This window comes from Bacillus sp. DB-2 (assembly GCF_003315125.1).
Taxonomy (GTDB): domain Bacteria; phylum Bacillota; class Bacilli; order Bacillales; family Bacillaceae_G; genus Bacillus_A; species Bacillus_A mycoides.
Window position 1 is genome coordinate 52,867 of sequence record NZ_QNRN01000019.1, and the last position, 19,568, is coordinate 72,434.

A 19,568-nucleotide genomic window follows, 5' to 3' on the forward strand; every position below is an offset into this window, starting at 1 on the left:
GCTTGGTGTTTTTTTTATGACTCTAATTTTTTCGCACGTCTTAATAATAAAAGAAAGACAATTATAATGAACCCAATTATAAGGAAGAACCCATATTGTTTTATATAATCAATTATGTCATTCGCACTTGTTGGTTTTTCAACGTGAATGCCTTCTTTATTAGTAGTAATATGAATATCTTTCATTTTTACTTCATTCATGTCTTTTTGTAAATCAATCCACTCTATGTTTGGAATACTTTCTAGTTCTTTTAATACTTCTTTTAATGGTTCAACGCCCAAGTAAGGATGATAAAATGCACCGATAATTCCATCAGATAGTTTAGTGATAGATAAAGCATGTTCTTTCATTTTTGCTATAGCTTGTGGCTTCCCTTCTTCAATAAAGCCAACAGTTTCAGGAATTAATTTCATCCCATGTAAAAATGACGGTGTACTTATATAAGCCGGTGAGTGCATTGATTTCCAAGTTGTATCGTTTAGTTGTAGTTGTCCTACATAAGTTGAGAAATATTGTGATAGTATTTCATATCCTTTTTGAGACATTGTATAGTGCGGAGCTTCAAATGCAACTGGATATAATTTCGCTTCTACAAGCTCTGTAATCCCTTTTTCAATATGATCTTTCGTATATTTTTCTTCGAAGGATTTTCCGTTTTTTACGTATTTATTATAGTCTTCTGTAGACTGAAAATCTTCTTTTGTCTTTGATTTTTCATGGTTCGGTTGGCGAATTGGTTGATCTGTTTTTACATCCCAAAATTCAAAACCTTCGCCAGTTTCACTATCATAAAACTGATGTGTGTAACCATGCATAACGATAGAGCCACCATTATCTTGCATAAAGTGTAAAACATCGATTAATTCAGAGTTATCCTTTAAATGTACTGTTTTTCCTGTGTCTGGATCTTTGTAAACAGGGATAACGGTAATCATATAAGGGAGCTTTTTCTCTTTTAGTAATTCAGCGATTTCTTTTAATTGCTTTACATCTACAGCTGGATGAACGTCTTCAAGACGTAAATAAGCTGAAGTTTTATTTGTTTCAGGTTTTTGTCCGAAATAAGAAAATAACATTTCACCGACGTAATGAGACATCCAATCGAAAAGGTTTGGAGTTGCAACATAATAGGATGTTCCTTGCTGAATGATTAACGGATGAGTTCCATCAGCACTCAAGGCGTAAGCAAGAGTTGTTCCTTTTGTTTCAATTTTCTTCATTAAGCGTTCTTCATGTAATTCATTTTTTAACTGGTTAGTCGGATATTCTATAGTGTGAATTCGTATATCGGTTTCTTTCGAGGTAATGAAAGAAAAACGATTAGATAATTGTTCAACATTTTGTCCTAAAACTAATATGGGACCTGAGAAGTTTTCTAGAAATTGTTTTGCTGCAATAGAAAAATCTTCTTTTTTCTCTCCGATATAAACAATATGTGTATAAGAAGATGATTCAGTAATTTCCTTTACTTCCTTTAAGCTTTTTACTGTTATATCTTTTGTAAAGTGCCCTAACTGAGTATTAAGGATTTGTACATTGTTTGTAATTTTGTTGTCTTCTGTACTATACAAAACGAGTACTTTTGATTTTGATGATGTTTGTGCAGAGGTATGTATAGGAATGAGTAGTAAAATGCTGAAAAAGATTAGTAGAGTTCTTTTCATTTATTTATGCTCCTATTCTATATATGGAATTCAATTTACAATTATATACAAGAAATAAGTTATAGTCCATGTAAGTTACATTTTTGCACGTATTTACCATATGTTTTTTCGAAAAATCGGTCTAAAGCATGATGATAATATGTATAGTAATTTGCTATGATTGAAAGGTAAGAGAATGATAGAGTGTTGGTAATTGTAAAAGAAAGGCTGAAAGGGGACAAATTTCAGCGGAGAAAGAGGTAGAGGTAGTGAAGAAATTCTTTGTAGGATTTTTAGTTGTTCTTGGAGTGTATTTATATTTCCAAGGAAAGTCTGAAGGAATGGGTAAGCTAATGAATGAGACAAGCTATGTTGATTCAGAAGAAGCAAAACAGATGAAACAAATCATTATAGAGGAAGCAAAGAAAGTAAACCTTCCGGAATGGATACCTCTTACAATTGCCGAACACGAAAGTAGGTTAAATCCAAGAAGTGTTGGAGATAACGGAACTTCATTCGGATTGTTTCAATTACACCGCGGTGGTGGGCTTGCGCCAGATCATTTAACTGATGAAGAGCTGAAAGATCCACGTACAAATGCGCAAATTGCAATGCCGCATTTAATGAAAGGTTATAAGCGCGGGGTGCAAAAAGGTTTGACTGATTTTGCATTACTGAAATATATAGCGAATACATCTGGATGGCCAGGGAATTTAGGACCAGAGTGGACGGATAACAATATGAAGTATAACATCGGATTAGAGGATGTATACTATCGAAATAAAGGTGTAATCAAAGAGTAGGTTTTTTATACCTACTCTGTTTTTTTATGAATAATTTCATCCTTTTCTTTCGTGAAATACTGCGCTAGTTGTATTTTCACCTCTTCTAGTTTTGTAGAAACTTGCGGTATTTTATATCCTACATACAACGGTGAAACGACAAACCTAGGAACAACTTTACAAATGATTTTTCCATTTAGATGATAGAAGAATAAGTTATAACTACTACATCCTTTATGGAAATCTGTCAGTATGTAACGTACAGTTTGCTGAATATAATTGGCCATTTCATCTATAAATGCAATATCTTCAATGATGATATTAAATTCAGTAAAGCCGATAATAGGACGCACTGAAATGTTGAGTTCAATGCGTTCATTTTTTTGAACAATTACCCCTTGAAAATTTGCTTCTTCAATATTTTCAAGATAGTCTACATGTTTCATTCCGATAATTTGCATATGTGCATGATGCAAACTTCCGCCTGAAAATGGACCATGATTTTTGTATAAAATCACAGAAGTGAATTCTTCATTTTCCTGTAAGTTTAACCAATGGAGAATAGAGAAGCGAATTAGTTTTCTCATATGTTCTTCTGTATATGTTGCGATATGGTCTTCGCAATTATCTGTTTCGATTAGCACGGTTTGAAAGGTATCCTTTAATGTAGGGAATTTATTTTTTAACCAAATAATAGAGCCCTCAGTTGCTAAAATATCCGTTAAATTTTTTCTGTCACAAAAAGGACATGCAGCACGTCTGTTCCGAATGCTTTCTGGTTTTTGTTTACCGATATCGTTTAAAAAATATAGTTGTTGTGTATCCATTTGTATATATGCCCCTTTAAAATATATGTAAAAATCCCGCTTAATACATTCGGGAAAAGGAGAAGGAAATCCTTTAAAGGGAATAGGGAAAAATAAAAGACAAGATATCCTCATTGCAATAGGGTACCTTGTCTTTTATTTTTTCTTTAATAATGTGTATGGATAATATAGAGCATTTTCATTTTGTTTCTTTTTTCTATTTTTTATTGTGTATAAGGCAATTGCTGTACTTGCGATTACAATAATGGCTTTCTTCATATTCATATACCCCTTTTTATTGTTGGTTTAATTCTTGGCTAACTGCTTTCGCATCAACTAAAGCATGTAAGATCATTTTTACCATGTTCATCATAGTTCTTTCCTCCCTTTTATAGTTCGTTTAGTTCTTTTACAACTGCTTGTCCGTTCACTAATACCTCAAAGATTGCTTTTACGAGTTCTTTCATCATGATTGTTTCCTCCTTGTTTTTGTCTCTCTTGTTTATATCTTTATTGTATAGGGAGGCATCTTTTCGTACTATCGCTTTCCATTACGTGAACATAACAGTTTTGTAAGATTTGATGTCACTTATTGAAATGTTTAGTCTATCTTCATTATTTTCAGAAAAATGACTATTCAAACATAAATCGGGGAAGTATAATAAAGAAGTAAGTATTAAATTCCGTACGAAAGGAGTGAATGAGATGAAATGTTCTTTAGCTACGCGCGCAAAATTTTTAGATTATATCTATATTTGTCGTGCGATTTTTCATGATGTAGTTGTTAACGGGATACGTATGCCCTTTTTTAACAATTGCATAGTAGCTATTGAACGATAGAAGTCTCTTCACCCATTTTTGATAAACGTGTGAAAAGGGAGCTATTTGGCTTCCTTTTTCTATGACAAAAACCATGGGGAATGTTTCTTTCCCATGGTTTTTTATATTGAAAGGAGTACGGAAAATGACAATTTGTAGTGTAAATAATGTAAAGAAATCTTTTGGTGGAAACATCATATTTGAAAATATATCGCTTGAAATAAAGAATGGAGAACGTATTGGATTAGTTGGTCGTAACGGTAGTGGGAAGACAACTATCTTTCAGCTTCTAACAGGAATGGAGAGTTTGGATGCAGGAGCCATTCATATGAAGAAAGGTACATGCATCGGTCATGTAGCACAAATTCCAAAATTCAATAATGAAATGAATGTATATGATGTATTAAGCTCCGCTTTTAAAAAGGAAAAAGAGTTGGAGATAGAAATGCATGCTTTAGAAAAAAATATGGCAGAAGAACAGGAATCATCTGCTTTACAAAAATTGATGGAGAGATACGGAGTAATTCAAGAAAGGTACGCGTTTCTCGGTGGTTATGAAATAGAAGCGAATATTATGAAGGTAGCAAATGGTCTACAGGTGACGGAACTATTTCGAAGGTCATTTATGGAGATAAGTGGTGGAGAACAAACAAAAGTAAGCCTTGCGTATATGCTATTGCAGAAACCAGATCTACTTTTGTTAGATGAACCAACAAATCATTTGGACTTATTTGCAGTCGAGTGGTTAGAGCAATTTCTAAAAGAATATACAGGAACAGTTATGGTCATTTCGCACGATCGCTATTTCCTTGATGAAGTTGTAACGAAAATTTTTGATTTAGAAGATGGAGAAATTCACGTATATCATACGAACTATTCACAGTTTGTTGAGGAAAAGGAAGAAAGGCTGCTTCAAGAATTTCAAGCGTATCAAGAACAGCAAAAGAAAATAAAGAAAATGAAAGAAGCAATTAAGCGTCTACGTGAATGGGCAAATCAAGCGAATCCGCCGAATGAAGGATTGCATAAGAGAGCGAGAAATATGGAACGTGCATTAGAGCGTATAGAGAAACTAAAGAGACCCATTTTGGATAGAAAACAGATGGGACTTCAGTTTGAAGGGCAAGAGAGAAGCGGGAAAGATGTTGTTGTAATGAAAGAAGTGAGTAAAGGATTTGCTGAACGATCTTTATTTGAGAAAGTAAATTTGCATCTTCGTTTTCAGGAGCGCGCAGCTATCGTTGGACGTAATGGTACAGGAAAAACTACGCTATTAAAACTATTACTAAAAGAAATGCAGCAAGATGCTGGAGAAATTCGAATTGGTAGTAGTGTGAAAATCGGTTATTTATCGCAACATGCGCACGGGAATATGAAGAACAATGTATTGGAAGCTTTCAGAGATTGCGTGGCTGTAACAGAGGGAGAAGCAAGACATATATTAGCGCGATTTTTATTTTATGGTCCAGCTGTTTTTAAGAAAGTAACGCAACTTAGCGGCGGAGAAAAAATGAGGTTAAGACTCGCGCAACTTATGTATCAAGATGTTAATTTTCTTATTTTAGATGAACCGACGAATCATCTTGATATTGAATCAAGGGAAGTTTTAGAGGAGGCCCTTGAACAATATAATGGGACTATTTTAGCTGTTTCACATGATCGTTATTTCTTAAATAAGTTATTTGAAAAAACATATTGGATTGATGAGCACAAATTATTTGAGTTTGCAGGGAACTATGCATGGGCTCGTCAAAAGTGGGAAGAAAGAATTGAGAAACAAGTAGCAAAACAGAAGCAGCAACAGCAAGGGAATAAAGTGTTAAAAGTAATGCCTATAAAAAAGAAGGAGTCTAGGAATTTAGAGGAAGTTGAAAACGAGTTAATGCATATAGAAGAAGATATATATGCACTCGAATGTAAAATGGAACATGTAGTTGATGTTGAAATGCTTGAACAATTGTATGAAGAAAAAACGAAAAACGAGTTTTTGCGAGCGGAGTTATATAATGAGTTAGAGAATATTGTGGAGTAAAGAAAATAGAATGAAAAAGAGCAAGTTGTTTTCTCATATTTTTGGGGAGGGCTTGCTCTTTTTAGTATAATGAAAGTAGAAAAATTGGTATAATTTTCTTGTCAATGTGATAAGAGAATGAACTTTAGGTCACTAAAACGTGGGGAGAATTTTATGTTAGGATATGCGCGGATTGCTACAATCGTCATGATTTGCTTAGTTTACGCAAATCATGTTTCACGTGAAACAGAAAATTTACAAATTTTTGTCGGTATTGCACTTTTTATTTATATTGTGAATCATATTTTGCTTGTAAAAGCAAAAGGGAGTAGGAAACTTGTTTTTTATACCTTGCTCACAAATGGTATTGTCACAGCGTTATTAGGGTTTTTATTTCCCGAGACATGTTTGTATTTAATTATATTTGGAATTGATGCGGTAGGATTATTTATTCATGATTGGCGTAAAAGGATGACTTATTTTTTTATCGCTTTTTTCTTTCTTTGTTGGTTTATAAATATACTACATACGTATCAACATACAGAGAGTCTGGAATTGGAGAGTAATGCAATTAACTTTATGTTTATCATTTTCAGTGCTTTAGCTGGAAACTTAATAAAAAAACTTACAGCTGCGCGGAAAATGGTAGATGAGCAATATGAGGAATTAGCATTATCCCATACAGCTTTAAAAGAAGCACATGAACAATTAAGGCTATATGCCAAAGAGGTAGAGGAATTGACGGCGGTTCGGGAGCGAAATGATATTGCCCGAGAAATTCATGATACCGTGGGTCATAATATGACAGCTTTGCTTGTGCAGTTGCAACTAGCGGAAGCGCTATGGAAGCAAAACTCAGATACGACAGAAACGGTTTTACATACATGTTATGAACTGGCTAGAAAGTCACTTCAAGAAGTAAGAGCTTCTGTTCATGCTTTAAAAGAGGAAAGCAAATTAGGAAACATAGTAGAAAATATGCGTGGAATGTTGAATGAATATTCTAAAATGACGAAAGTACAAGCATCTTTTCGATTGCAAGGAGATCCTGTTACAATTCCATTGTCGCTACATCCCACATTACTTCGTATTATGCAAGAGTCTTTAACAAATGCAAAACGTCACGGGAAAGCGAGTTTATGTGAAGTGAGTTTAACTTGTTCAATGAAACAAGTTAAACTCTGTATTTCGGATAATGGTGTGGGAGTCAACGAGGTAAGTCCAGGTTTTGGTTTACTTAATATGAAAGAACGTGTAGAGGAACATGGTGGAACTATTCAATTTGAGAGTGAGATAGAAAAAGGCTTCCAGTTACAGATTGAATTTCCGCTTCAGGAGAAAACATGGGTAATAGGGGGAACGGTATGATTCGCATTATGATTGTTGATGATCAATCACTCATTCGCGATGGTTTAGCGATGTTATTAAATTTACGTCCAGAACTTGAAGTAGTGGGAACGGCTACGGATGGAGACGAAGTGATACAAAAAGTGAAAGAGCTACATCCTGAAATTATTTTGATGGATATTCGGATGCCTCGTATGAATGGTGTTGAAGGAACACGTTTAGTTAGAGAACAGTTCCCTCATATAAAGGTTCTTATGTTGACGACATTCAATGATAGTGAGCTTATTTTTGAAGCATTGGAGCAAGGAGCGAGTGGTTATTTATTGAAGGATATGGAGACAGATGCAATCGCGCAAGCAATTTTAACGGTGCATAGTGGCGGGGTTGTGCTTCCTCAGGATATAACAGCGCAAATTATAGAGGAATTAAAAAAGACGAAAGTGGCAGTAGAGTGTAACCCACCAGAACAACTAAAACAATTAACTGAGCGAGAAGTAGATGTTTTAAGAGCAATTGGACTGGGGTTAAATAATAAAGAGATTGCCGAAAAGCTATTTATTACCGAGGGAACTGTTAAGAATCATGTTTCTAATTTGATTAGTAAGCTAGAACTGAGAGATCGAACACAAGCTGCGATATACGCAGTAAGGTATGGCGTCACGATGTACACATGACTTTTGGCATATATAAGTGTGAAAAAGCAGCGGAATTTGCTGCTTTTTTATTTTGTATTTCTATCTTAAGGCTGATGGAGAAGAAAAGAAATTTTTCTACAATGAAAGTGTAGATGAATACAAAGGGGCTGAATCAATATGTTAGTCATAGATCATATTACGAAATCATTTGGCAAGAAGGAAATCGTAAAGAATGTTTCTTTTGAAGTGAAAAAAGGTGAAACATTTGGGTTGCTTGGACCAAACGGAGCGGGGAAATCAACGACGATATCAATGATTTGCGGGTTAATTCCATACGATAGTGGTGATATAAAAGTTGGTGGGAAATCTGTAAAAGAGTATCCATTAGAAGCGAAAAAGAAAATCGGTATTGTCCCGCAAGACATTGCGCTGTATCCGACACTTTCAGCAAAGGAAAATTTAATCTTCTGGGGAAAGATGTACGGTTTAAATGGAAAAGTTGCAAAAGAGCGGGCAGAGGAAGTGTTAGCTTACGTCGGTTTACAGGATCGGGGAAAAGATAAAATTGAAACATTTTCAGGTGGAATGAAAAGGCGTATTAATATTGGTGCAGCACTTATGCACGAACCAGAGTTATTAATTATGGATGAACCGACAGTCGGGATTGATCCGCAATCGAGAAATCATATTTTAGAGACTGTTAAAAAGTTAAATGAAAAAGGTATGACGGTCATTTATACGAGTCATTACATGGAAGAAGTTGAGTATTTATGTGAGCGAATTGCCATCGTTGATCATGGAAAGGTAATTGCACTAGGAACGAAAAGAGAGCTATGTAATCGTCTAACAGATGGGTTTATGGTGAAATTGCAATTAAATCGCTACAGTACGGAACTGCTACAAAAGTTGAAGGCACTACCTGTTGTTGAGCGGATTATTTTTGACGAAGATAGTAGCACGATTGATATTGGACTAAATGGTGGCGAGGCAATTGGCATAGTTGTTTCAGAAGTTGTTGAAAACAAAGCTCAAATTTTAAAACTGGAAGTAAAAGAACCGAATTTAGAGGCACTTTTTTTACAATTAACAGGACGTTCACTTCGTGATTAAGGGGGTTAGTACGAGATGAGAAGTTTCATTATTGCATGGAAAGATTTAAAAATCCGTTTAATTGATCGGCGCGGATTTATGATGATGTTAATTATGCCACTTGTATTAACGGCCATTTTAGGTTCAGCATTAAGTAATGTATTTGAGAGTGGTGGACTACCGAAAACAGTAATTGGCTATTATCAAGAGGGAACGGATGAGTTTGCAGATGTCTTTCAAAAAGATATATTGCAATCTAAAGAAATAAAAGATGATGTGAAAGTAAAGGTAGTTAATTCTCAGGAAGAGCTTGAAGATATGTTAAAGGGAAAGAAAATCGATGTAGGAATTGTCATCCCCAATAAATGGAGCGAACAAGTACAAGATGGAAAATTAAAAGAACCAAAGGTGCTTATAGACCCATCAAAAGATATACAAGCAAAAATTGCTGAGTCAATGATCCGCTCTTTTACAGAACGTGTTCAAACAGTCGCAGTATCTACTAAAAGTGTTGTAACAGAATTAGCAAAATCTCAGCAGAGTGATGTAGCACAAGTTGCAAAAGAGGTAAGTGGAAGTCTACAGACGATAGCAACTGCAAGTGTGGGTAACATCCAAAAAGGAACGGTAGGCAAAAAAACAGTTGTAGCGATGCAATATTATGCAGCAGCAATGTTAGTCATGTTTTTACTATATAACATAACAGTAGGTGCAAAGTCAGTTGTAACAGAGCAACGAACTGAAACGTTGGCACGTTTGTTCAGTACACCGACGAGCTCATTTTCAATTTTATTCGGGAAGTTTTTAGGTACATTACTATTTGCCTGTATACAATTTGGAATATTTATAGTTGCTACACACTTTATGTTTCATGTGGAATGGGGCGCAGATGTGTCTCAAATAGTAGTGTTGGGAATTTCTTATGCAATTTGTGTTTCTGGTTTATCTATGTTAATCGCCGCTTTTATTCGTGAGGAAAAAACGGCAGACTTAATGGGGGGAATCGGTATTCAAATACTAGCTATATTAGGAGGATCAATGTTACCGATTTACGTATTTCCCGATACACTTCAAACAGTTGCAAATATTGCTCCGAATAAATGGGCACTTACGAGCTTCTTAAATATTATGTCGGGAACATCTTGGGATGTGCTATTCCCTGTCATTTTAAGTTTATGTAGTGCAGGAATTATCTCCGTTATGATTGGAACGTTACGTTTACGTACGAGATAGGAGGGGAAATGATGAAGAAAGTTTGGGCGCTTTGTTGGCTAGAATTAAAACAAATTTTAATTAAGCCACAAAGTTATATACTCATGTTTGGAATGCCTATTATTTTCACACTCATTCTCGGTGGACTTTTAGGCGGAAGTGGGAATGAGAAAGTAAATATTAGTTTAGTAGATAAAGATGGTTCTGTATTATCTGGCAAGTATTATGAGGAAATAAAGAAAAGTGATTTAATTTCTATAGAAAAGGTAACGTATAGGGAAGGGACACAGAGGATCGAAGATAAGAAAGTATCTGGTATAATCATCATTCCGAAAGATTTTCAAAAGAGTATGCTAGATGGAAAAGTAGAAAATATCCAATTTCAAGCCAGTGCTGATTTTACGGGTGGAACTTCTGTAGAGCAAGTATTAGCAAGTGCATTAAAAAAGATGGAGATAGAAGTTAGTGCAGCAAGAGATTTTGAGAAGAAAAGTAACACTTCGTGGGAAACGATGTATGAAACAATTTATACAAAAATAGATCCTGTTTCGATTCAAAAAGAATTGATTTTACACGATGATCAAAAGTTAAATAACGTTACAGGGCGAGCGGCAGGTTTTTCAATTCTATTCGTCATGATTGTCATGTTAAGTGCGACGGGAACCATTTTGAAAGCTAGACAACTTGGTGTTTGGTCTCGTTTATTAGGGGCACCAGTTTCAAAAGTTCAAATACTAGCAGGATATATCCTTTCCTTCTTTTTAATAGGGTGGATTCAATTTGGTGTTTTAATGATATTAACGCATTCATTATTTGATGTGCAGTGGGGAAATTTATTAGGGGTTATTACACTCGTTTCAGTATTGCTATTAGCGGTTATTGGTCTAGCTTTATTATTGGCAAGTATCGTGAAAACAACAGAACAGCAGTCCGCACTAGGGAATATCGTTGTAATTTCAACGTGTATGATTAGTGGTCTTTATTGGCCAATTGAAATTGAGCCTTCATGGATGCAAGCGGCGGCAAATTTTGTTCCGCAAACGTGGGCGATGCGTGGCTTTACTGAGTTAATTGTAAGGGGAGGTACATTAGCAGATATAGGAGTATATATTGGTATACTCATTTTATTTGCAGGAGTATTTTTCGTAATTGGTTTAACAAGAATACGTTATGACTGAAAAAAGAAAGCAGAGTTACAGCTTTACGCGCTGAACTCTGCTTTCTTTTTGTGTGGTATCTTCCCTTGTTGAAATTATAATAGCGATCCCGAGCATAATAAAAAAAGCTAAAAAGAGGACGAACTTTGGGAAGAAAGGGAATAGTAATAACGCCCCGACTATCATGATTGTTAATAATACATAGTGCAGGACATATTGGAATAGGTTGTCCATATTTTCGCCCCCTTCTTGGTAGTTAATTGTTATTATTCTATGCGGGACTATTAGGTAATAGAATGAATTTTTTGCTAAGTTTATTTAAATTAAAGATTGATCAATAATTTCGAAAGAATTCTCAAAATATTTATATAGAAATAATTGACAAAATATACTGAAAGATATAAGCTAATAACCATAAAGTCTACCGGAAAGGTCGGAATAAGATTGTTACCCCTCAAAAACATCTTTTTTTACGTTTAAAACCGACTTTTCCGATTGGCTATGAAATGTTGCTGTGGGAGGCATACATTAGGCAAGCAGTTCATAAGGTGTAATTATTAAAAAAAAGTTAGGGTGGGGACAATGAAGAAAAAGACAAAAAAATGGGCTGGTGTATTTTCGGTATTACTGAGTAGTTCGCTTGTGTTATCTGCTTGTGGGGGACAGGAGGATACGGCTTCTACAGAACCAGTGCAAAAACAGGATTTAAAAGACTCTAAGATTGAAACAATTCCAGCTACAGATAAGAAGAAAAGCCCAGAAAAAGCAAATCAGCGCAAGGATACTTTTATCACGGCTATTTCTAAGCCAGGAGGCGTTTTCTTACCATATTTCCAAGAGAATGGTTGGGATGGAAACGTAACGTCTGTTATTTTTGCATCACTAGTAACAACAGACAAACAAGGTAAACCTACTCCAGACCTTGCAGAAAAATGGGATATTTCTGCTGATCAGTTAACATATACATTCCATTTACGTAAAGATTTAAAGTTTAGTGATGGTTCACCTTTAACAGCGGATGACGTAGCATTCACATTAACACTACTCCATGATAAAGCATATGAAGGTGGGGTGGATATTGCTCAGTATGCCATTAAAGGTGGGAAAGAATATAAAGAAGGAAAAGCAACTTCTATTGAAGGAGTTCAAGTTGTTAATCCACAAACAATTAAAATTATAACTGAAAAAGTTAATTCTCAGGCACTAACTGCTTTAGGTGGGTCAGTGTTATCAAAAGCTTATTATGGAAAAGAATATAAACAAAATACAAGTTTAGACTATTTAAAAGCGTTGTATGGGCAACCAATTGCTGCGGGACCATATAAATTTGAGAAATATGTTCCAGGTCAAGAAGTTCGCTTTGTTGCCAATGAACATTATTATGCAGGAAAACCGAAAATCAAAAACTTTATTTACAAAATAACATCAGGCGATACTGGATTCCAATTATTCCAAACAGGTGAACTGGATTATAGTGGATTTAGAGCAAATCCTGAAAATATAGAACAATTAAAAGGATTAGGTTTTGCGAATATTAATCTCGAGTCTTCTAGTGATATCGCTTATATTTATGTGAATAATAAGAAGCCATATTTGAAAGATAAGAAAGTCCGCCAAGCACTTACTTATGGGTTAGATCGTAAGAAGTATGTTGATACAGCTTTACAAGGATATGGTTCTGTTGCTAACGTACCAATTGCTCCAGTTTCGTGGGCATATACGGAAGAAGGAATTAATAAATATCCATACGACGTAGAAAAGGCTAAAAAATTATTGGATGAAGCTGGTTGGAAAGTAGGTTCTGACGGGGTTCGTGAAAAAGATGGTCAAAAATTAAAATTAACATACTACGCATCAAATACAGGAAAAACAAATGATATCTTTATTCCAATTGCAAAAGAAAGCTACAAAGCAATCGGTGTTGAAATAAATCCAGAGCTAATGGACTTTAATACGATGCTTTCAAAAGTGGGAAAAGGTGACTATGATTTAGCAGCGGTTTCAACACCAGGAATTAGTGATCCAAGTGAAGTGGTAAGTGACTACTTATCAACTAACCCAAAAAGTGATACAGGTTATAGTAATCCGAAAGTTGATGAATTAATTGTAAAAGGCATAGAGACGACAGATATTGAAAAACGTAAAGCAGTTTATAAAGAACTGTATAAAGAGTTAAGCGATGATCCACCGGTTATTTTACTAAACTATCGTAAACTACTTTACGCTCACAATGCACGTATACAAGGCATCAATCCAGAAAAATATGATGGTATTAGTTCTAACTTACCAGTGCTATCAGTTGAAAAATAAAGATTAACTGAAATAATAGAAGACATTTTTTCATACAGCAAGGAATAAACGCTGCTTTGAAAAAATGTTCTTCTATTTTTAAGTAAATAGGATTGGGGAGACAAAAGGTGAAAACATACATCATTCGTAGGTTTCTACAAATGATTCCTACATTGTTTGGTACGTCCATTATTATCTTTTTCTTATTTGCACTCTTGCCAGGTGATTATATTGATTCGAATCCAAAGTTAACACCAGAGAGAGCTCAAGAATTAAGGGAACTGTATGGTTTAAATAAGCCGATTATTGAAAGATACTTTCACTGGCTAGGTAACGCACTGCACGGTGATTTTGGCTTCTCATTACAATATCAAGAACCAGTAACATCATTACTTAATAAGTTCATTTGGAATACATTTATTGTTGCAGTTGCAGCTTTATTTTTCACTTGGATTATTGCTCTTATAATTGGTGTTGTTTCAGCAACAAAACAGCATTCATGGTTTGATAGACTTGTAACAATTGGTGTTTTTGCTGCAATGTCATTCCCATCATTTTTTATAGGATTGTTCTTAATTAAATTATTGGCAGTTGATTTAAATTTATTACCAATTGGCGGCATGATTGATATTGGAAGTAATTCGACAGGTATCACATACATATTGGAAGTATTACGTCATATGATTCTGCCTGTATTTATTTTAACGCTTCTCGGTGTAGGGTCATTAACACGATATTTTAGAACAGGTATGTTGGATGTTGTAAGACAAGACTATATTCGTACTGCACGTGCAAAAGGGTTGAAAGAAAGAAAAGTTATTTATAAGCATGCATTGAAAAATGCAATTTTACCAGCGATTACTTTACTTGCGTTTGAATTACCAGGCTTATTTTCTGGCGCAATTATTATTGAACAAATCTTTAACTGGCCAGGGATTGGAAGTATTCAATTAGAAGCATTGAACTTTCGTGATTATACAGTATTAATGGCATTTACGATGTTTCTTTCTTGTTTAACAATTATGGCGAACTTTTTTGCAGATATTGTATATGGGCTTGTTGATCCACGAATTCGACTGAAGTAAGGGGGGGAAGATATGGAGACTATTACAACAATAAAGAAAAAGAAAGAACCGAAAAAAAGAAACGAATCATCACCATGGCGTCAAGCCTATAAAAAAATAAAGCAAAATAAGTTGGCATTGTTTGGTTTATACATTTTAATATTTATGTTTTTATTTAGTTTCATTGGTCCAATCTTTTCACCATATGCTTCGGGGACAGTACAAGTAATGCAAATCAATAAACCACCTAACCTTTCACATTGGCTCGGAACAGACCAATTAGGACGGGACATTTTAACTAGGCTTATGCAAGCAGGACGTATTTCATTAACAATCGGTTTAGCATCGATGTTACTATCTGTTATACTCGGTGCTTTGTTAGGAGCCATTGCTGGTTTTTATCGTGGCATTGTAGACCATCTAATTATGCGTATTGCAGATGTGTTAATGTCCATTCCAGGATTACCGTTGCTTATTATAATGGGGGCAATTTTATCAGAATGGAAACTACCATCAGAATACCGGTTATATGTCGTAATGATTATTTTAAGTTTAGTAGGATGGCCAGGACTTGCTCGTCTTGTGCGAGGGCAGATTTTAACGCTGCGGGAGCAAGCATTTATGCAGGCTGCGGACGTCTTGGGATTAAAAGATTCTCGTAAAATTCTCCATCATTTAATTCCAAACGTTTTTCCAATATTAATTGTTGTAGCGACATTAGGTGTGGCAGGATCTATTTTAAGTGAATCTGCACTAAGTTACCTAGGACTTGGCGTTGTCCCGCCTACACCATCGTGGGGAAATATGATTAGTGCAGCAAACTCATTAATCGATTTCCAAAAGCGTCCGTGGTTATGGATCCCGCCTGGTTTTGCAATCTTTATAACAGTTGTATCAATTAATTTACTTGGCGATGCACTTCGTGATGCATTAGATCCAAAGATGAAGCGGTAGGTGAGGAAGCATGAGTAAAGCAGTAGTAGAGCTAAAGGATTTACAAACGCACTTTCAGACAGAAGAAGGTACAGTAAAGGCTGTCAATCATGTTAGCTTTTCAGTTCGAGAAGGTGAAACAGTTTGTGTAGTAGGCGAATCAGGTTGCGGGAAAAGTGTAACGGCTTTATCTATTATGGGACTTATTGCTGAATCTGGCGGCATCGTTGGTGGTGATATTCTTTATGAAGGAAAAAGTCTTTTAGGAATGAAAGAGAAAGAACTTCGTAGTTTAAGAGGAAATGATATCGCGATGATTTTCCAGGAACCGATGACATCGCTTAATCCGGTCTTTACTGTTGGAGAGCAAATTGTTGAGACGTTAAGAGAGCATGAACTACTTAGCAAAAACGAAGCATACAAAAAAGCAATTGAATTAATTCGTAAAGTTGGTATTGCTCGTGCTGATGAAATTGTCCATTCTTATCCGCACGAATTAAGCGGTGGCATGTTACAACGTATTATGATTGCTATTGCACTTAGTTGTAATCCAAAGTTATTAATTGCAGATGAACCGACAACAGCTTTGGACGTTACGATTCAAGCGCAAATATTAGATTTACTAAGGCAAGTAAAAGAGGAATTTAAAACATCGATTTTATTAATTACACATGATCTAGGTGTTGTAGCAGAAATGGCCGATTATGTTGTCGTTATGTATGGCGGGAAAGTTATTGAAGAGGCACCGGTACTAGAGATATTTCAAAATCCGAAACATCCATATACGCAAGGGCTGCTAAAATCAAAACCAGTAATGGGGAAACGAACAGATAAACTTTATTCTATTCCAGGGCAAGTTCCAAATTTAGTTGGCTTAGATGAGTTTTGCTACTTTAGTGGCCGCTGTGAACATTGCATGGAAATATGCAAAAATGAAGCGCCAAATCTTAATGTGCATGACGAGGATCATAAAGTAGCTTGTTGGTTATATGAGGAGCGTGCTGGGCAATGAGTGAACCATTATTAGAAGTGAAGAACTTAAAAACGTATTTTCCGATTAAGGGCGGCGTATTTAGTAGAACGATTGGACATGTGAAAGCGGTAGATGGGGTAAGCTTTACAATTGATAAAGGAGAAGTGTTTGGCCTTGTAGGAGAGTCTGGAAGTGGGAAGACGACGATAGGGAAAACAATTCTCCGTCTCGTTCAAAAAACAGAAGGTGAAGTGAAGTTTAAAGGTCAAGATGTTCATGCTTTATCAAAAGAGGAGCTGAGAAAGCACCGTCCTAATATGCAGCTCGTGTTCCAAGATCCATTTAGCTCATTAAATCCTAGAATGAGAATTGGAGAAGCACTTGGTGAGCCAATGTTGGCTCACGGACTAGCGACGAAAGAAAATGTCCGTGAAAAGGTGATAGAAGTATTGGAGTTATGTGGTTTAGCGCCGTATCATATTGACCGGTACCCTCATGAGTTTTCCGGTGGGCAACGTCAGCGTATCGTTATTGCAAGGGCAATGGTATTAGATCCAGAATTTATTGTGGCTGATGAGCCTGTTGCGGCATTAGATGTATCTATTCAAGCGCAAATCATTAATTTGTTTAGTGAATTACAGGAGAAAAAGGGATTATCCTATTTATTCATTTCACATGATTTAAGTGTTGTGGAGCACTTATGTACGAAAATTGGAATTATGTATTTAGGAACTATTGTGGAAACAGCACCACGTGATGAGTTATTTGCGAATCCGCTTCATCCATATACAAAAGCATTGTTATCAGCAGTCCCAATACCTGATCCAACGGTTAAGCGAGAACGGATTATTTTAGAAGGGGATATTCCAAGCCCGGCAAATCCGCCGTCAGGTTGCCGTTTTCATACACGCTGCCCCTTTGCTACAGATATTTGTAAAACGAATGTACCAGAATTCCGTAATGTGGGCGAAGATCATTTTGTTGCTTGTCACCATGTGTAAAAAAAGGACTCTTTCACTTTTTGAAAGAGTCCTTTTTTTACCCCGCATTAACGGGCAGTAAGACTCCCACCTGAAAATTCGACACATGCGGGGAAGTTAGGTGGGAGTCTTACTGCCCGTAAAAGCCCGATTGGTTCAACTAATAATCAGAGGAACCCCACCTCTGATTAAAGTTTCACTTTATTTACTAGATGAAGTTTGTTTCAATACAAATTGCTCAATTGCATGAGCAACACCGTTTTCATTATTTGTTAATGTAACAACGTCACATAATTTTTTTACGTCTTCTTCAGCATTTCCCATTGCAACTGATAAGCCGGCTACTTGTAACATTGGCACATCATTAAAGTTATCGCCGATTGCAACAGTATCTTCAATTGGTATATTGAAATAAGCTGCCATTTCTTGTAGGCCGTTCCCTTTATGACCATGCTTATCCATAATTTCTACATTAGTAGGGGCTGATGCGGTAACTGAAATATCCGTATCTTCTTGTAAAGTTTGCAATAGCTGCGAACGATGAGCAGCATTAAATGTCAAAATAAAGAATTTAGATATTTCTAATTCTGGATTATTTACAACATCTTCGATTTTTTGGAAATCAGTAATTAAGTTTGATTTCTTTTGTTTTTCTGTAATTCTTTCAAGTTCCTCAAGTGTAACATCTAGTGTATGCTTGCTTTCTTCGAATGCCTGCATAACTTGATCTTGCCATGTATAAGGAGAGTAAACCCCTTTATTTGTGTACAACTTATATGGAAAACCTTCAGATTCTAGTAACTTTGCAAGCTTGTATACTTTATCATTTTGTAAACAACGCGAGTTAATTACTTTTCCATCCACATAAACAATTGCCCCATTGCTTGCTCCAACTGGAAGAGCTAGTTTATATTCTTCCAATAATTTTAAAGCGTCCTCTTTCGCGCGGCCAGAACAAATCATTACAATATGACCAGCTTCTTTTGCGGTTTGGATAGCTTGTAAGTTCTCTTTGGAGATTTCAAGATTAGATGATAGTAGTGTACCATCCATATCTAGTGCGATTAATTTCAAAATGACCACCTCTTTGTTTCCATTATACATAGTTATATAGAGGAAACATATAAACTTATCTTGGAAAGATAGTATTTTATCCCGCATTAATTTCTAGTAAAAGTGCGATTGGTGAGGGGGAATAATTAGTAGGGAATGGAACTCTCGTTGATTAAAGTTTCACTTTGGTTTTTAACAAAATAGAGATGAATAATATTATATTTCGCTTTATGACCTTAATGTTACACTAGTGTTACAAATGTAATTGTAGTAGAAAACGCATTAAAACAAGGTTTTTGAGTGTTTATTTAAAAAAACGTAAAAAAAGTGTAATAAAATTTACGTAATTATATTGCAACGTAATAATAGTTATGTTACATTAATGTTACAAACGTTACGTAATTAATTTCAATGTAACGTTAACATGAAAACTATGAACTAAACATTTCTTAGAAATTACATATAGATAACTTACAAAAAAAGGAGAATGAATGATATGAACAACGAGCAAGTATTAAACGTAACAAAAGGTGACTTCTTAGGATCAGCAAGCGGAGCGGTAGTATTAACAGCATTAATCGTATTTCTTTCAAGCGTATTAGTATAATAGAAGTTTTGTAACAAAAATAAGAGAAGGGAGAATGAAAATTATGAACAACGAGCAAGTATTAAACGTAACAAAAGGTGACTTCTTAGGATCAGCAAGCGGAGCGGTAGTATTAACAGCATTAATCGTATTTCTTTCAAGCGTATTAGTATAATAGAAGTTTTGTAA

19 protein-coding genes and 1 pseudogene (1 of these 20 running past the window's edge) are annotated in these 19,568 nt (G+C 35.4%); 15 read left to right on the plus strand and 5 right to left on the minus strand.

Annotation, left to right across the window (positions count from 1 at the left end):
* Positions 1 to 14: 14 nt before the first annotated feature.
* Positions 15 to 1,664, minus strand: a complete 1,650-nt coding sequence (locus DET63_RS26415; RefSeq protein WP_113938336.1) for a DUF2334 domain-containing protein — start codon at positions 1,662 to 1,664, stop codon at positions 15 to 17.
* 248 nt (positions 1,665 to 1,912) lie between these two features.
* Between DET63_RS26415 and DET63_RS26420 the strand changes: the two genes are divergently transcribed.
* On the plus strand, positions 1,913 to 2,446 hold the full coding sequence (locus DET63_RS26420; protein WP_000713256.1) for a transglycosylase SLT domain-containing protein: 534 nt from the start codon (positions 1,913 to 1,915) through the stop codon (positions 2,444 to 2,446).
* Between the two features lie 11 nt (positions 2,447 to 2,457).
* Here the strand turns inward: DET63_RS26420 and DET63_RS26425 are convergent, their stop codons facing one another.
* Together DET63_RS26425 and DET63_RS26430 are read right to left on the minus strand one after the other, a co-directional pair.
* Positions 2,458 to 3,252: a DUF4931 domain-containing protein gene (locus DET63_RS26425; RefSeq protein WP_474372792.1), complete on the minus strand. Its 795-nt coding sequence runs from the start codon at positions 3,250 to 3,252 to the stop codon at positions 2,458 to 2,460.
* A gap of 135 nt (positions 3,253 to 3,387) precedes the next feature.
* A complete protein-coding gene (locus tag DET63_RS26430) occupies positions 3,388 to 3,516 on the minus strand; it encodes a hypothetical protein (RefSeq protein WP_002029408.1) in 129 nt (42 codons plus the stop codon).
* Positions 3,517 to 3,936: 420 nt separating this feature from the next.
* Between DET63_RS26430 and DET63_RS30980 the strand changes: the two genes are divergently transcribed.
* The 7 genes from DET63_RS30980 to DET63_RS26460 all read left to right on the plus strand — a co-directional run bounded on the left by DET63_RS30980 (position 3,937) and on the right by DET63_RS26460 (position 11,522).
* The gene (locus tag DET63_RS30980; protein ID WP_002139888.1) at positions 3,937 to 4,071 is read left to right on the plus strand and encodes an RAxF-45 family protein; all 135 of its coding nucleotides are present in this window, start codon (positions 3,937 to 3,939) and stop codon (positions 4,069 to 4,071) included.
* 124 nt (positions 4,072 to 4,195) lie between these two features.
* On the plus strand, positions 4,196 to 6,082 hold the full coding sequence (gene abc-f / locus DET63_RS26435) for a ribosomal protection-like ABC-F family protein (protein WP_113938338.1): 1,887 nt from the start codon (positions 4,196 to 4,198) through the stop codon (positions 6,080 to 6,082).
* 153 nt (positions 6,083 to 6,235) lie between these two features.
* Positions 6,236 to 7,429 carry a sensor histidine kinase gene (locus tag DET63_RS26440; RefSeq protein ID WP_078185466.1) on the plus strand — a complete coding sequence of 398 codons (1,194 nt, stop codon included), beginning with the start codon at positions 6,236 to 6,238 and terminating at the stop codon, positions 7,427 to 7,429.
* Positions 7,426 to 8,082, plus strand: a complete 657-nt coding sequence (locus DET63_RS26445) for a response regulator (protein ID WP_063218196.1) — start codon at positions 7,426 to 7,428, stop codon at positions 8,080 to 8,082. The genes DET63_RS26440 and DET63_RS26445 overlap by 4 nt, the downstream gene beginning before the upstream one ends.
* A gap of 138 nt (positions 8,083 to 8,220) precedes the next feature.
* Positions 8,221 to 9,153 (plus strand): ABC transporter ATP-binding protein, encoded by a 933-nt coding sequence (locus DET63_RS26450; protein ID WP_000960163.1) that lies wholly within the window; start codon positions 8,221 to 8,223, stop codon positions 9,151 to 9,153.
* A 15-nt stretch (positions 9,154 to 9,168) separates the two neighbouring features.
* Positions 9,169 to 10,365, plus strand: a complete 1,197-nt coding sequence (locus tag DET63_RS26455; protein ID WP_113938339.1) for an ABC transporter permease — start codon at positions 9,169 to 9,171, stop codon at positions 10,363 to 10,365.
* An 11-nt stretch (positions 10,366 to 10,376) separates the two neighbouring features.
* Positions 10,377 to 11,522, plus strand: coding sequence for an ABC transporter permease (locus tag DET63_RS26460; RefSeq protein WP_113938340.1), 1,146 nt, complete (start codon positions 10,377 to 10,379; stop codon positions 11,520 to 11,522).
* 15 nt (positions 11,523 to 11,537) lie between these two features.
* Here DET63_RS26460 and DET63_RS26465 read toward each other — a convergent pair whose 3' ends face one another.
* Positions 11,538 to 11,735 (minus strand): hypothetical protein, encoded by a 198-nt coding sequence (locus tag DET63_RS26465; RefSeq protein WP_000369259.1) that lies wholly within the window; start codon positions 11,733 to 11,735, stop codon positions 11,538 to 11,540.
* A gap of 348 nt (positions 11,736 to 12,083) precedes the next feature.
* Here DET63_RS26465 and DET63_RS26470 point away from each other — a divergent pair, with 348 nt between their 5' ends.
* The 5 genes from DET63_RS26470 (at position 12,084) to DET63_RS26490 (ending at position 17,761) form a co-directional block, all read left to right on the plus strand.
* A complete protein-coding gene (locus tag DET63_RS26470; protein ID WP_113938341.1) occupies positions 12,084 to 13,811 on the plus strand; it encodes an ABC transporter substrate-binding protein in 1,728 nt (575 codons plus the stop codon).
* A 107-nt stretch (positions 13,812 to 13,918) separates the two neighbouring features.
* On the plus strand, positions 13,919 to 14,875 hold the full coding sequence (locus DET63_RS26475; protein WP_061689743.1) for an ABC transporter permease: 957 nt from the start codon (positions 13,919 to 13,921) through the stop codon (positions 14,873 to 14,875).
* 12 nt (positions 14,876 to 14,887) lie between these two features.
* Positions 14,888 to 15,808, plus strand: coding sequence for an oligopeptide ABC transporter permease (gene opp4C / locus DET63_RS26480; protein ID WP_113938342.1), 921 nt, complete (start codon positions 14,888 to 14,890; stop codon positions 15,806 to 15,808).
* Positions 15,809 to 15,818: 10 nt separating this feature from the next.
* The gene (locus DET63_RS26485) at positions 15,819 to 16,799 is read left to right on the plus strand and encodes an ABC transporter ATP-binding protein (protein ID WP_002029422.1); all 981 of its coding nucleotides are present in this window, start codon (positions 15,819 to 15,821) and stop codon (positions 16,797 to 16,799) included.
* On the plus strand, positions 16,796 to 17,761 hold the full coding sequence (locus DET63_RS26490) for an ABC transporter ATP-binding protein (RefSeq protein WP_113938343.1): 966 nt from the start codon (positions 16,796 to 16,798) through the stop codon (positions 17,759 to 17,761). Before DET63_RS26485 ends, DET63_RS26490 begins: the two co-directional genes overlap by 4 nt.
* A gap of 180 nt (positions 17,762 to 17,941) precedes the next feature.
* Here the strand turns inward: DET63_RS26490 and DET63_RS26495 are convergent, their stop codons facing one another.
* Positions 17,942 to 18,814, minus strand: a complete 873-nt coding sequence (locus DET63_RS26495) for a Cof-type HAD-IIB family hydrolase (protein ID WP_113938344.1) — start codon at positions 18,812 to 18,814, stop codon at positions 17,942 to 17,944.
* A 466-nt stretch (positions 18,815 to 19,280) separates the two neighbouring features.
* Here DET63_RS26495 and DET63_RS26500 point away from each other — a divergent pair, with 466 nt between their 5' ends.
* Complete coding sequence (locus tag DET63_RS26500) at positions 19,281 to 19,400, plus strand: DUF3948 family protein (RefSeq protein WP_002009865.1); 120 nt, start codon at positions 19,281 to 19,283, stop codon at positions 19,398 to 19,400.
* A 43-nt stretch (positions 19,401 to 19,443) separates the two neighbouring features.
* A pseudogene (locus tag DET63_RS30855) lies at positions 19,444 to 19,568 on the plus strand (DUF3948 family protein); it runs 91 nt beyond the window's last position.